Annotated in this window: 11 protein-coding genes and 1 pseudogene; 4 read left to right on the top strand and 8 right to left on the bottom strand. The window is 40.3% G+C overall.

What is annotated here, in order from left to right; genetic code table 11:
• Positions 1-66 precede the first annotated feature (66 nt).
• Positions 67-621, top strand: a complete 555-nt coding sequence (locus FBF83_RS14290; protein WP_136947843.1) for a DUF3231 family protein — start codon at positions 67-69, stop codon at positions 619-621.
• Between the two features lie 42 nt (positions 622-663).
• Here the strand turns inward: FBF83_RS14290 and FBF83_RS14295 are convergent, their stop codons facing one another.
• The 5 genes from FBF83_RS14295 to FBF83_RS14315 all read right to left on the bottom strand — a co-directional run bounded on the left by FBF83_RS14295 (position 664) and on the right by FBF83_RS14315 (position 8,480).
• The gene (locus FBF83_RS14295) at positions 664-2,688 is read right to left on the bottom strand and encodes an ABC transporter ATP-binding protein (protein WP_136947844.1); all 2,025 of its coding nucleotides are present in this window, start codon (positions 2,686-2,688) and stop codon (positions 664-666) included.
• The gene (locus FBF83_RS14300; protein WP_136947845.1) at positions 2,689-4,440 is read right to left on the bottom strand and encodes an ABC transporter ATP-binding protein; all 1,752 of its coding nucleotides are present in this window, start codon (positions 4,438-4,440) and stop codon (positions 2,689-2,691) included.
• Between the two features lie 351 nt (positions 4,441-4,791).
• The gene (locus FBF83_RS14305) at positions 4,792-5,847 is read right to left on the bottom strand and encodes a M20/M25/M40 family metallo-hydrolase (RefSeq protein ID WP_205665325.1); all 1,056 of its coding nucleotides are present in this window, start codon (positions 5,845-5,847) and stop codon (positions 4,792-4,794) included.
• Between the two features lie 116 nt (positions 5,848-5,963).
• Positions 5,964-6,920 (bottom strand): aminoimidazole riboside kinase, encoded by a 957-nt coding sequence (locus FBF83_RS14310; protein WP_136947847.1) that lies wholly within the window; start codon positions 6,918-6,920, stop codon positions 5,964-5,966.
• A gap of 189 nt (positions 6,921-7,109) precedes the next feature.
• Positions 7,110-8,480, bottom strand: coding sequence for an aldehyde dehydrogenase (locus tag FBF83_RS14315; RefSeq protein ID WP_136947848.1), 1,371 nt, complete (start codon positions 8,478-8,480; stop codon positions 7,110-7,112).
• A gap of 206 nt (positions 8,481-8,686) precedes the next feature.
• Here FBF83_RS14315 and speD point away from each other — a divergent pair, with 206 nt between their 5' ends.
• Complete coding sequence (gene speD / locus FBF83_RS14320; protein ID WP_255436179.1) at positions 8,687-9,082, top strand: adenosylmethionine decarboxylase; 396 nt, start codon at positions 8,687-8,689, stop codon at positions 9,080-9,082.
• A 532-nt stretch (positions 9,083-9,614) separates the two neighbouring features.
• Entirely contained in the window at positions 9,615-11,117 is a 1,503-nt protein-coding gene (locus tag FBF83_RS14330; RefSeq protein WP_136947851.1) for a hypothetical protein, read from the top strand.
• 43 nt (positions 11,118-11,160) lie between these two features.
• On the opposite strand, the gene proC is transcribed toward FBF83_RS14330, so the two are convergent.
• Entirely contained in the window at positions 11,161-11,955 is a 795-nt protein-coding gene (gene proC / locus FBF83_RS14335) for a pyrroline-5-carboxylate reductase (protein ID WP_136947852.1), read from the bottom strand.
• A gap of 356 nt (positions 11,956-12,311) precedes the next feature.
• On the opposite strand from proC, the gene FBF83_RS14340 reads away from it, so the two are divergent.
• Positions 12,312-13,448, top strand: coding sequence for a CapA family protein (locus FBF83_RS14340; protein WP_136947853.1), 1,137 nt, complete (start codon positions 12,312-12,314; stop codon positions 13,446-13,448).
• Positions 13,449-13,599: 151 nt separating this feature from the next.
• Here FBF83_RS14340 and FBF83_RS21195 read toward each other — a convergent pair whose 3' ends face one another.
• Positions 13,600-14,100 carry a peptidoglycan-binding domain-containing protein gene (locus tag FBF83_RS21195; protein ID WP_255436180.1) on the bottom strand — a complete coding sequence of 167 codons (501 nt, stop codon included), beginning with the start codon at positions 14,098-14,100 and terminating at the stop codon, positions 13,600-13,602.
• A pseudogene (locus FBF83_RS21200) lies at positions 14,077-14,613 on the bottom strand (N-acetylmuramoyl-L-alanine amidase family protein); the annotation flags it as partial. The gene FBF83_RS21195 and the pseudogene FBF83_RS21200, both read right to left, overlap by 24 nt.
• Between the last annotated feature and the right edge of the window lie 12 nt (positions 14,614-14,625).

A 14,625-nucleotide genomic window follows, 5' to 3' on the forward strand; every position in this document is an offset into this window, starting at 1 on the left:
TCTACAGACTCCGCTACATAATTCTCCTCACTCTAAACCAGTATAGAAGTGAGGAGGTTTGTGACGATGCAAAAAATATTTAAATCGATGCTAAGTGCGATTCAATCCCATAAAGACGATACTCCTAAACCGCCAATGCACGTGGGAGAGGTGATGAGCTGCTGGACAGCTTATGCCATTTTTAGAGAAGCCCAGATTTTCTATAAAATGGCTCTGAATACCACTGAAGATAAACCACTTAAAAACATAACCCAGGAAATTTTTGACGGCAGTGTTGAGGATTGGAACAAATTGAGAGATTTTCTAATTAAAGAAGGTGTACAGCTGCCTGCTACCTCCCAGGCTAAGCCCGATTCGACTTCATCAGAGATACCACCAGGTGTAAAATTAACAGATGACGAAATCGCTAATGGAATTGCGTTGAAGCTAGCTGCTGTTAATATGCTATGTGCCAGCTCCATTTCCCAATCCACTAGGACAGATATCGGCTTAATGTTTCTTAAGGTTCAAGCCAATATTCTTATGTACTCAGCAGAGCTTAAAACATTGATGGAGAAAAGAAGCTGGCTCAAAACACCACCTTATTACTTGCCACCTGGCGCCCCAAAACAAAAGCCGTAGCTAAGCTACGGCTTTTGTTTTGGATATTTAGTTAACTTGTCATTACACTGCCTGCTCGATCTTCTTTCCTTGCTGAAGCTGATACATTTGGTAGTATCTACCTTTACGCTCCATTAAGTCATCGTGATTTCCACGCTCAACAATCTCGCCTTGATGAAGCACAAGAATTTGATCCGCTTCTCGAATCGTTGAAAGACGATGAGCGATAATAAACGTTGTTCGCCCCTTCTTTAAAATATCGAGCGCATGCTGAATCATCATCTCTGTCTCCGTATCAACGTTTGATGTAGCTTCATCAAGAATCAAAACAGCAGGATCAAATGCTAAGGCCCTTGCAAATGAAATCAGCTGACGTTGACCAGAAGATAGCGTACTCCCTTTCTCAATAACTGGCTCATCGAATCCTTTTGGAAGCGTGCGTAAAAGCTGATCAGCTCCCACATCTTTTAAAGCCTTCTCTATTTTTTCACGTGAGATGGATGGATCATCAAGACTTACATTAGATGCAATCGTACCTGTAAATAAGAAAGGATCCTGAAGAACAATTGCCATATGCTGTCTCAACTGCTGCTTTGGAATATCCTGAATATCCCTACCATCAATGGATATAGTTCCTTTTTGATTATCATAAAAGCGAAATAATAAATTCATTATTGAACTTTTTCCAGAACCTGTATGGCCGACGAGCGCAACAGTTTCACCTTTTTTGGCTTCAAAGGACAAATCTTTTAAAACATAGTCATCACCTTTGTAAGCAAAAGAAACTTGTTCGAAGGCAACGTTGCCTTCATATCGATCAAGCTTACCGTCTGAAACTTCTTCTCCTTTTTCGTCAAGAAGTTCAAACACACGATCAGCTGCTACTAACGCTTGCTCAAGGTTCGCTAGCTGGTTAACCATATTTGTAACAGGCTGAAATAAGCGATTCATATAATCAACGAAGGCATATAGAACTCCAAGACTAATCACTGCTCCAGCAGTTAGCGAAGCTCCACCGAAATACCAAATTAACGCGACGAATGAGATATTTCGAAGAATATTAACAAGGTTATACGACATTAAAGCGTTTAAATTTAATAGCTTATTCTGATACGTAAAATGACTATCATTTAACTCTTCAAATTCCTTTTCCGTCTCATCTTGACGTTTAAATGCTCTAATAATAGACATACCCTGAATGGATTCGTTAATCATGCCATTAATGTCGCTAATTCTAGTGCGAATGACCTTATTAAACTTAGATGCATACCTCCGATAAACCGTAATCCAAATAAACAGGAGCGGAACAATCGTTAAAGTTATAAGAGCTAGCTTCACATCCAGTAAAAAGAGTGCAATAAAAATCCCCGTCATATAGACGATGCTCGTGAAAAATGTAGCAAGTACTGTTACATACAGTTCACGTATCGCTTCAGTGTCGTTTGTAATTCTCGCTACTACTTTTCCAGCAGGAAGGTTATCAAAATAATTAATATGCAAACGCTGAATTTGCCCGTAAACATCAGTCCTCATTTTCTGAATGATGCGGTTGGCTGATGTTTGCAGGATAAGACCCTGCCCATATTCAAAAAAGGAAGCAAACACAAGCAATCCAAAATAAAGTGCGATTAGCCATATCATTGGTTCAATTTGTGGTTGATAGAATGCAAGAAGCTCTTCGTTACTTAGCTCTTCAGCTCCATATGTTTCCTTTTTTCCATCTTTAGCTATCGTTAGCTCATTACCTTTAATGGATCTTTCTCCATCAAAGGCGATTGACTGATCGATGAAATAATAGTCTCGACCAACCTGAAGGATGCGAACTTCACTTCCTCTTTCTTCTCCACTTTCGAAGTTGTCACTTCGTTTATACCATTCTCCTTCATACTTGACTGCATCCTCTCCCTGATCTGATTCATACCAGGATTTTTCAATCCCCAGGATATGAACATCAATCATTCTCTTAGCTATGAAAGGACCTGAGAGCTCAGCCGTAACAGCGACTGTTAAGAGGAGAAGGGCAATGATGATACTTTTTTTGAAACCAAGTGCGTACTGAACCAATCGCTTTCCGACATGTCGATTCAATTACAGCACCTCCTTAAGAGAATCTTCCAGCTGCTGTCGATCATATTGCTCTCTATACCAGCCTTCTTGTTTAAGCAGTTCTGTGTGGGTACCTTCTTCAATTATCTCACCATTATCAAGAACAACGATCCAATCAGCATGCTTCACTCCTGATAATCGGTGTGTTGCAATGAACGTCGTTTTTCCAGCACGCTCACTTCGGATATTTGAAATGATCTTTGCTTCTGTTTTCCCATCTACTGCAGACATCGCATCATCAAGAATTAGAATCTCAGGATCAATCATAAGTGCTCTAGCAATAGATACGCGTTGTTTCTGTCCACCAGAAAGAGCGACCCCTTTCTCACCAACAAGTGTCTCTAGTCCATCCGGAAGAACGTGAATATCCTTTTGGAAATCAGCAAGTCTCAGAACCCGATCAACATCTTGATCTGTACCCGAGCTTTTCCCAAAAAGAAGATTTTCACGAACTGACCTAGAGAAAAGCATTTGATCCTGCGGGACATAGCCAATCCAGCTCTGAAGGGTACTAAGTGGCAAATTTTGAATGGGAACGCCTGAGAAAAGAATCTCCCCGTCTCCTACTGGGTACTCCCTTAATAGCTGTTTAAGTAAGGTAGTTTTACCACTTCCAGTCCTACCTACAATGCCAAGAGTTTGCCCTTTCTTTAACGTAAACGAAACTTCATGCAAATTCTTCACGGATGATGTAGGGTACGTAAACGTTACATGATTGAATTCGATCGTCCCTGGTACTTCTAGTTGCTGCGGCTTCGGATGTTCCTTCACATCCTCTTCACGTGAGAGTGTTTCTAGCACACGATCAAGTGAGGCATTACCTCGCTGCATAACATTAATTAATTCACCAACCGCAATCATCGGCCAGATAAGCATTCCTAAATATACGTTAAAAGAAACCAATTCACCTAGTGTTAATGCTTTGTGAAAAACGAGATATGCCCCGTATCCTAAACCAATTAAGTAACTAATGCCTACGAGAACCTTAATCGTTGGTTCAAATAGCACATCAACTTTCGCTACATCGATATTCTTCCTGTATACATCCTCCGTTAGGTTCTGAAATTTCCTTTGATCTGCTCTTTCCTGAACATATGCGCGTGTTACCCTAACACCCGCTATAGACTCTAGAACCTGATCATTCATATGCCCAAAGGAATCCTGAGCCGCTGTAAATCGCCTATGAATAATGCTGCCGTATTTATTCATGGCAAGTGCCATGAGCGGTAGTGGAATGATAGCAGCTAGTGTCAGTTTCCAGCTAATCAATACACCCATTGTCGTGAGGATAAGAAACATAAAGATCGTTGAATCAACTAATGTCAAAATACCGAAGCCTGCGGTCATCGACACTGCTTTAAGATCATTCGTAGCCCTCGCCATTAAATCACCTGTACGGTTCTTTTCATAAAAAGAAGGAGTCATTTTAAAAAGGTGTTTCATAAACTTCGAGCGTAGCGTTCGTTCTACGAGGAAGGCTCCTCCGAAAAGCTTATACATCCATACATACGTAATTAAATAAACGACAATTAATAAACCACCATAAATGAATAAATAATTCCTTAAGCTTTCCCAAGTTAGGCTACCAATATTGATTTCATCAATAGCCATTCCAATTAGTTTAGGGGGAATCACTTCAAGTATTCCTCCGAGGATCAACAAACTAATTGCTAGACTATAGCGCTTCCAATGCTGTTTAAAGAACCAGCTTAACTTACGCAAAATTGAGAACAATAAAACCACTCCAATCACCATTAAAGTTGGATACATTAGTTTACTTAGCTGTTGAACACCAATCTCACCTCCGAGATGCAATTAAATTCATTACTGCCTTTCCAAAACAAAAAAGGCATAACCGCGCGCGGTTATGCCTGATTGCTTATGAAGACATAGAAAAGAGCACACGTTTAGACGCGTGCCCAATCCTTTTGAAACGAAGGACTATATGACAGGGAAAGTGCGTCCATGAGTATATGAAGTTAATTGAATAGAACGTTCTGCTACATATCTCATCAAACACACTCTCCTTTACCGTTATTTTCACTCTGTAAGCTTAGCACCATTGTCACAATTTTGTCAATATTATTATTTACTTAATGGATTAACGCTTTCTTCACCTGTTAGGTCTGCAATCATTTCCACAAGTAGATCAATTTCTTCTTTCATATCTGTTAAGCTAACTGTTTCAACAGGTGCATGCATATAACGAAGTGGCAATGACACGAGTGAAACTGGTACACCATGTCCTGTTAGACGTAGCTTATCCGCATCGGTGCCTGTCATTCTTGGAGTCAGTTCATATTGTAGCTTAAGATCAAGCTTCTTTGCTGCTTTCTCAAGCAATTGATTAATCTTATGATTAATTGGAGCCCCTTTAGCTAGAACTGGTCCTCCTCCAAGATTCACTTCAGTATGTTTACTTGAATCAACACCAGGATAATCAGATGAGAACGTAACATCACATGCGATGGCCATCGTCGGCTCTATACCTGCACCAGCGAAATAAGCTCCTCCCATGTTTGTTTCTTCGTTAACAGTGCTAACTGCATACACCCCAACTTTAGGATTACGCTTCGCAACTTCACGAAGAACCTCAGCTACAATGAAAGATCCTGTTCGATTATCAAGTCCTCTTCCGCTAATTTTATCGTTAAGTAGAAACTCAGCTTCCCGCTTATACACTGCTAAATCTCCGATTTGGACGTACTTTTCGACCTCTTCCTTCGTATTAGCACCACAGTCTATGTAAAGATCCTCGAATTTAAACTCTTTCGCGCCACCATGATGTTCAGCATTCACACCAAATACACCGGTTAATTTACCGTGTGTACCAAGAATGGTTACCTTCATACCAATTGCAGGTTTTTGGCTTATACCGCCAAGCTTCTCGACGCGGATAAATCCGTTTTGATCAATTTTCTTAATCATAAATCCGATCTCATCACAATGTCCTGCAAGAAGAACTTTGAAGTCAGCATCGGGATTAAGTATACCGATTGCATTTCCGGCATTGTCCGTTCTCATTTCATCAGCGAACTTACTTACATAATCCATCCACTTGTGTTGAATTTCCATCTCCGCTCCTGATGGAGAGGGGGTTGATAGTAGTTCTAGTAGAAAATCCTGGTTCATCTTGAGCACCTCCGGTTATTAATAAAAAGCCTATTTCATTGTATCGTACCACCGCTATTCAATCTAGTTTCTCCATGTTAATCGAGAAACCATCCAAAAAAGCCCCGCAAAAGCGGAGCTTCATCTTACTTCATATCTTTCATTAGTATATCTTCTACTTCGTCTTTTGTCGGAAGTGCTGTCATCGCACCTTTTGTAGCTGCTGCAAGAGCTCCAGAAACACTCGCAAATCTAGTCATGCCCTCAAGATCTTCCTTCGTTAGCTCTGAGAGCGAACCTTCATACTCATTAAATCCATGAAGAATTCCAGATACAAATGCATCCCCTGCACCAGTCGTATCGACTGCCTTAACTTTCATAGCAGGTACTCTTAGTGAATAGTCTGGAGTGAAAACAAGGCTACCTTCTCCACCCATCGTAATGAAGATGACGGGAATTTTATAATGCGAAAGCTTTTTAATTCCTGCCTCAACGTTCTCTTCCCCTGTAATGAATGTTAGCTCTTCTTCTGAAAGCTTGAGGATATCTGCTTCTGATAGCATCGAAACGATTGTTTCTTTAGCACGCTCTTCACTTTCCCATAACCCAAGACGAAGATTAGGATCATAGGAAATAAGCATCCCTTTTTCTTTCGCTGTTTGAACAGCTTTTTTCGTCGCACTACGAGAAGGTTCGCTAATCATCGAAATAGAACCGAAATGAAGAATACGATGATGAGCAAACAGTTCATCACTAATTTCTTCAGCATTTAAAAAGCGATCCGCACTCGGATTTATGTAAAAGTCGAAGCTACGCTCACCATTTTCTGCATTCGTTACGAAAACAACACCTGTTCTGGCGGACTCAGTTAGTATCAAAGTAGAAACATCAACACCGTAATTTCTAAGCGTTTCTTGTAGAAAACGCCCAAGAACATCATCTCCTACCTTACCTAAAAAAGTCGATTTCACACCAAGACGGGCAAGCCCTACCGAAACATTCGCGGGTGCGCCTCCCGGACTTTTCTGATAGGTAAGATTCTCTTGATCAAGAGGGATAAAGTCGATTAATGCTTCACCTAAACTAATAACTCCTTTATTCATATGTAATTCCTCCTATATCTATCATTACTAACGCTGAAAGGACTTTACCTGAGTACAGCTTTGCCGTAATCATACCATGACTATTTCTAAGACTAAAGAAAAACAACTAGCGTTTTTAGCGACTCCTATATCGCTCTTAAATGATTGAATAACGACGACAAAAGAAAGAAAAGGAAGGCAATGCCCTCCTTATCCCATAATTCTCTTAATTATTTTCAAGCCATTTTTCGCAGATGGATACCGAAATGAGAAATCAAAATTTGTCGTTTGTTTCACGATACTTTTACGATGAGAAAAAGCTTCAAAACTCGCCTTTCCATGATAGCTACCAGTACCACTCGATCCGACCCCACCAAATGGAAGGTATGGTGTTACAATATGCATTAACGTATCATTCATACAACCTCCTCCAAACGAAAGGGAAGAGGTAATTAGATCCTGCTTTTCTTCGGACTCTGAGAAGAAATATAAGGCAAGGGGCTTTGGACGACGACGCACTTCGTCTACAACTTGATTAAGTTCAGTAAATTCAAGGACAGGAAGAATTGGTCCGAAAATTTCTTCCTGCATTACTGGGTCATCCCACGAAATGTTATCAATAATCGTTGGAGCAATTACACGTTCACTCTCCTTATGTTGCCCGCCAATTAACACATCACCATCAGTTAGAAAACCCTTCAGTCTCTCAAAGTGCTTATCACTAACGATATGACTATATTTGTCACTCGATAATGGATCTTCTCCGTAAAATTCGAGAAGAGCTTCACTCATATGATGAAGTAAATCTAATTTCACATCGCTATGAACATACATATAGTCCGGGGCAATACAGGTTTGTCCTGCATTAGTAAACTTACCCCATAGAATTCGTTTGGCAGCGAGCTTCAGATTTGCCTCCTTATCTACAATCGCAGGGCTCTTCCCTCCAAGCTCAAGCGTTACAGGGATCAATTGTTTTGCTGCAGCTTCCATCACAATCTTTCCTACTGGTACGCTACCAGTAAAGAAGATGTGGTCAAACGGCTGATTTAATAGCTCCGTACTCGTGTCCACTCCGCCCTCTACAACTGAAATGTAATCGTCTGGAAAAACCTCTCTAATCATTTTAGTAATGACAGCAGATACAGCAGGCGTTAGCTCTGATGGCTTTAAAACCGCACAGTTCCCGGCAGCAATTGCACCAATAAGTGGTGCCAACTGGAGCTGAAACGGATAGTTCCATGGCGCAATAATTAATGTCACTCCATAAGGTTCCTGGTGAATTAAACTCTTCGAACCTAAATGAGTAATAGGTGATTTTACCTTCTGAGGGCTCATCCACTCTTTCAAGTGTTTCAAGGTGAATTTGATTTCTTCAAGTAGGAATCCTATTTCCGTTGTATATGCTTCCCATTCAGATTTATGAAGGTCTTCTTTTAATGCTTCCATCACTTCAGGTTCATATTCCTTAATAACACCCCGTAAAGTTTCAAGCTGTTTTTGCCTGAATTCAAATGATTTCGTTTCACCTGTATAGAAGTATTGTTTATGACGGTTAATAAGTTCAGGCAGCATGTCCATATCGCGATCTCCTTTAACACATTGTAATAGTTCCTGAGTTTAATCTTTTGAACATAAAGAGTCAAGAAATGTCGTCTTAACCTCATCATTCTATGCTCTATTGCAATTCCCTGTTTAACAATGCGCTGTATAGGGGAGAAATCCTGTATAAATCAAATTCCTGTAATGAACACTATAGGAAGGAGTCAAAAAGGGAGGCTATCATCATCGAAACATTAGGTCACCATATCATTGCCGAAATGTGGAATTGTAACAAAGAAAAATTAAACGATCTAATCTATATAGAAGAAACCTTTGCAAGTGCTGCACTCGAAGCAGGTGCAGAAATAAGAGATGTTGTCTTTCATCCGTTCGAACCTCAGGGAATAAGTGGTGCGGTTATCATTGCCGAATCTCATCTCACTATCCACAGTTTTCCTGAACATGGTTACGCTTCAATTGATGTATATACGTGCGGTGATAAAATCGACCCTACTGAAGCAACAAATGCCATTGCTCGTGCCTTAGAAGCTCAAACCATTCATACAGTCAAAATCCCTAGAGGAACCGGCGAAATCGTTGTGAAGGAAATTGAAAAGACTGGCATAGAAGTTAATGAATAAACGAGTGCATTGCACTCGTTTTTTATTATGCCTCTTATCATAGACATTGTTACTATAAAGCGCTTGATTTCCGCTCCAATCAACCTTGAAGTATAAATTCTTATATACATATTTTTTAAAAACGCTGTTTTCTAAAAGATTGTTGCTTTTCAAAGATTTTTCTATAAAGAACCCGATATCATGGTTGATTGGAGCGGAAGGTGCTCGACTCCTGCGGGACTAGCGGGACAGGTGAGACCCCGCAGGCGCGATGTTCTTGCGCGCCGAGGAGGCTCAGCGCCCGCCCCGCGGAAAGCGAGCATCCTGGAGCGGAAATCAACCACTACTTTTATAGCAACATTGTTTACGAGAAGAGCCTTCTAAAAATAAGATTTTTGGAAAGAGCATTTAATATAAAAAGACTGCCTCTATCATCAAAAATATCCTTTCGTATCCAAATCACAAATCCTTCAGGTTATTTCAGGAAAAATATTGTAAATTTTTAGAAACTTATGTAAAATTCAAATGGATGTAAAAAGTAAGGGGGACTTTGATGAAAAAATTTGGGATACCAATTCTAACTGCTTTCGTTATTTTACTACTCGTCTTTCTTCATCAGCTATCAATACTCCAAGAGAAGCCTGATGAAAGTTGGAGTCGAACAGTTGATCTTAACGTTGCCGCTCGGGACAATCAAATGTTTACACAAAAAGAGGATGATCAGACCACACTCTACTTCAGCGGAGACCCTGTACGTAAAGTGACTGTTAACGAACAGTTAGAAGTTGAAACAGAGGATTTAAGTTACGCCGTTCCAGAAGGCTATTCTTTCTACGTAGATGATCAGCAAGCAATCTACAAGAATAAAGATGCGCTGGTTTACTCTAATAATGATAAAGAGGAAACAATTGTTGAGAATATCGAAGGTCTCAATGCATCTGACAATGGCATTGTTGCCTGGTCACGTCATCAGCTTTATTTCATTACACCAGAAGGTACCATTGAATCAGCAACAAAAATATCACCCTACATAAAAAGTGCCGTATTAACCGAAGATGGAAAGGCCTTGCTTTACGTTCAAACAGATGCAATGAACCAATTCTTTACACTGGAGCAGAGCGCGGATCCTGAACTGGTTTATGAAACCGCCCTATCTTCAGGTGAACTATTTAGCAACCTTCAAGCAATCTACACAGATAAGGGGTTAGTATTCACCTATACTGCTTTCGCTACAAGACAAGGAACAAGAATAGTGAACACGTACTACGGAGAAAGTGTGGAAGGAAAAATGGCTGATGTCAATCTTCTTAAAATCTCTAACACGGAAACAGGAGATGATTTTACAAAGCCTAATTATTTCTCATTAAATGAAATAAACGGCGAGCCTCATCTTTTATTCAGCGCAAATGGTGAAATTTCACCAAAACGAGAAGTTATAAGTATTTACGAAGCTACACAACAGAACGATGAATGGGTAGCATTCCGAAGAAGTACGAGCGAGGAGCTTTCAATACGCCCGGTATCTGTTTCCGAGAGTTCAGTCATCTGGATCGATAAAGAGAAAAGTGGCTATGTTTTACACGGATCTACTACTTCTCCAGATGTCGTGAAGAGTAGCAATGCAACTACTGGACAGGATTTAAAGACCGCCCTCTTCTATACTTTTACAGCTATTGTTGGGATGTTCGCTATGCTCGCCTTCTCATTCGGCTTTCTAATCCTTCCAGCTGTTGGGTTAATGTATTTGTATTTCGCAAATACAACAGCGATTGAACAGGATAAGAAGTGGGTAGAATGGGCAATCGTGTTACTATGTGTGGGATCTCAAATGATTTTTCTACCTTCTATTCTTGATGGTCCCTTCCAGTACCTAGCTCCTTCCTATCTTACATTTCAAGGTGCGGCCTATGTTTGGCCAATTATTATCTTCCTTGCTTCCTTTATAATTAGTCGTTTGGGACAGGATCAAGAGTGGACGATTCTTCAACGAACGTCGTACCAACTTGGACTTAATCTTGGAATCTTAATCTTCCTACTAGGACCTTATATCCTCTAAATAAACTAAAGCGTGCTTGGGATGAATACCCAGCACGCTTTTTTTATTTTGCCTGTTCTGCCGCTTTTGCATTAACAGCGAGCACAGCCTGGTGAAGAAGATCACTAAAGTTCCCATTTTCTAGAACCTCAAGTCCTGCTGCAGTTGCTCCACCAGGCGTTGTCACTTGATCGCGTAGCTCACCAGCTTCACGTCCATCTTTCAACATTGAAGCTGAACCATAAATCATCTGTACCACAAGCTTCCTGGCCACTTCTGTCGTAAGTCCATATGATTTTGCCGTTACTTCAAGTGACTCTGCTAGGTGATAAATAAAAGCAGGGGCACTTCCCGTTACAGCAGTTAAGTCATGTATTTGAGACTCTGATAACTCAGTTGATTCACCTATTGCATCAAGAATCGTTTGTAACACTTCTCTATGCTCCGTTAAGACATGCGTCCCACATGCAAATAGCGACATGGATTCACCAATATCAGCTGCCGTATTAGGCATAATCCAAGCTGTCGGTCGGCCTGGAAGGGCTATTTCAAGTACGGAAGGGCCGATTCCCGCAGCAACTGTTATAATAAACTGATTGTCTACTTTATCAGCAAGCTCTTTTAGTACTGCGGGATGAGCTGATGGAGGCATTGCAAGAATGATCACCTCATGGTCTGAAATAACTTCCTGCCAGGTAACTGTTTCAACTTCATATGTATGTTTTAATTGTTCCAATCGTTCTTTATCTGATTGATTTGAAATCGTAATTGTACCAATTGTTGTTGATTGTTTAAGACCGGCAAAAATAGCTTCTGCCATTCGACCAGCACCAATAAAAAGGATATTAGGCTTATTCATTTGGATTCCTCCTCTTTTCCTTATTAACTATATCAAACAGATGCTTAATAGAAAAATGATAGCTTGAAGTTAGGGTAAATTATAGGTTTGGACAATATAATTGAGTTTTAGCTAATATATTTGGTTTTTGGCCAATATAAATTGATTTTGGACAATAAATTGATATATTGGCCAATATATCAGACACTCCTACCACTTCATTAGTGTCCATCAGAAACTGAGCATCCTGGAGTGCAAATCAACCGCATAATAGTAACAAAGTATACGAAAAGAGCCTTCTTAAAAGGAGTTTACTTGATTTTGTCGAATATTGTTTGTACATACTAATAACCAATGAATAAATACAGGAGAACTGCATGAAAAAAATAACATTATCGTTTGTTTTGCTTGTTATAGTTGTAGCAGGCTTATCTTTCTTTCTATCAAGAGGAGATGAACTTTCTGCCGAGAGAACACCTTTAGATCTTTCCACATATCAAAACGACATTTCCCCAGCTAAAAGCAATCAATCTCTTTCAAATTCGTCGCTCACTCTTGCTGCTGTTGGAGATATTCTGATTCATGATCGTGTCTACGAGAAAGCTGTTGAAGGAAGAGGCTACAACTTCAACCCAATGCTCTCTAAAGTTCAGAAACAGTTACAAGATGCGGATATTACCTTTGCAAATCAGGAAACCGTCATAGGTGGAACTGCTATCGGTCTATCATCCTATCCTTCCTTTAATAGCCCTACAGAAGTTGGAGATGCCTTAAAGACATCAGGCGTCGATATCATTTCGATGGCAAACAACCACACGCTCGATCGCGGAGAAAAAGCGATACAAAATGCCATTAAATACTGGAACAAACTCGGTATTCTTTACACAGGAAGCTATGCTTCAGAAAAAGATCGTACTAAGATAAGGACGATTGAGCAGAACGGAATTTCTATTGCCTTTCTTGCTTACACTTATGGAACGAACGGGCTACGACCTCCCTCAGGTAAACCCTATCTTGTTAACTACATTGATAAAAAGTTAATGAAGAAAGAAATTCTCAAAGCAAAAAAAATAGCGGACGCTGTTGTTGTTAGCATCCACTTCGGCAATGAATACGAGCGTTATCCTAACAATGATCAACTAGCCCTATCATCATTTATAGCAGAAGCCGGTGGTGATCTTATTCTGGGGCATCACCCCCATGTCCTCCAACCACTGGAATGGATTGAAACAACAGATAACCGCAAAGTTCTTGTCGCATATTCACTCGGAAATTTCCTCTCAGGTCAACGAAAAGATTATAAAGATATTGGCGGTATTTTGAAAGTGAATATCGTAAAGAAACAGTTTAGAGGGAACTCAACAATTATCCTTACTTCCCCTTCTTTTACTCCAACATTTGTCGATAAGAACTACCACGTCAATCCGTTAAGTGAAGTTAACCCTGTTTTGTTAAAAGAAATTAATCAACATATGAAGCAATGGATTCCTGAATTACAGGTGCCTGAGGCATAACAAAAACCCGTGCAGTGCACGGGTTTTTGTTATGCTAGCGTGTAACCACCATCAATAACTAGATTATGGCCGTTTATATAACTCAACACTTCACTTGCAAGGAAATAAGTAAAGGGTTGGCACTATTTTCAATCTGCTTTCGATGCGCTACTTAGAAGAGCATGTTCCACGTTGCAGGTCCAACGATTCCATCAACCGAAAGCCCCTTCTTTGCTTGATATCTTTTAACTGCACTCTTCGTAACTGGTCCAAAGATTCCGTCTGGCTTTACATTGACAGCACGTTGGATCGCCTCTACGTCTTTTCCTTTATCTCCAATCATCACATAACTACCGGGATATGGACGAACGGGAGTTGGTGTATCGAATTTCCCTTTTCTAACACGTTTTAGCGCAGCAATCGTTTTAGGTCCAACGATTCCATCTTCAACTAATCCCGACAATCTTTGGAATTTCTGAACTGCTTCAAGTGTTTCTTTCCCAAATACACCGTCTGCTCCGAATTCACGAAGGTCCATTCCAGCACGAATGAGAAGCTCTTGTATTTTCTCAACGGCAACACCTCTATCACCATAGGTAACAATTAGTGTGCTTTTCGTGGATCTCACTTTCTCATCGGTACTAGTTGTTTGAAACGTCTTCCATACGTCCATCACGTCTTCAATAAAGTCTGCCCACGTTAGACCATAACGATTTAACGCATTTTGTGGATCAGATCTTCTCGATGGATCTAGAGTAGAATGGGCAACAATATCTGATTGTGGGTCAAGGTTGAATTTGTCACACAGATAAGCATGGTACCAGACGTAGCGGTCATACGCTTCTGAGAACGAAATCTTCCCTCCCCAACATAATTCAACACCAATTGCCTTATCATTCCCATCACCATCGAATAGAATGTTGTCCATTGTAGACACATACCGAACATGCCACGCTTTTTCAGTCAGCGGAATGATCTCAAGAATGACCGAATCATCAATGAAGGTATGCGCTGACGCTGATACAACATTCCTAGCGAAATACGCACGGTTCGCATAAGCATTTGCTCCCGGGTTACCAGTGTCATGTGCCACTATAAATGAAATCCCGTCATTCTTTTCTTTCGGTCTTGATTTGCCTTTACCTATAAAATCTCTTGTGATTTTATATTTTGAATTACTTGCCATATCATGTAACCT

Source organism: Guptibacillus hwajinpoensis (genome assembly GCF_005144865.1).
In the GTDB taxonomy this organism is placed as follows: Bacteria; Bacillota; Bacilli; order Bacillales; family Guptibacillaceae; genus Guptibacillus; species Guptibacillus hwajinpoensis_A.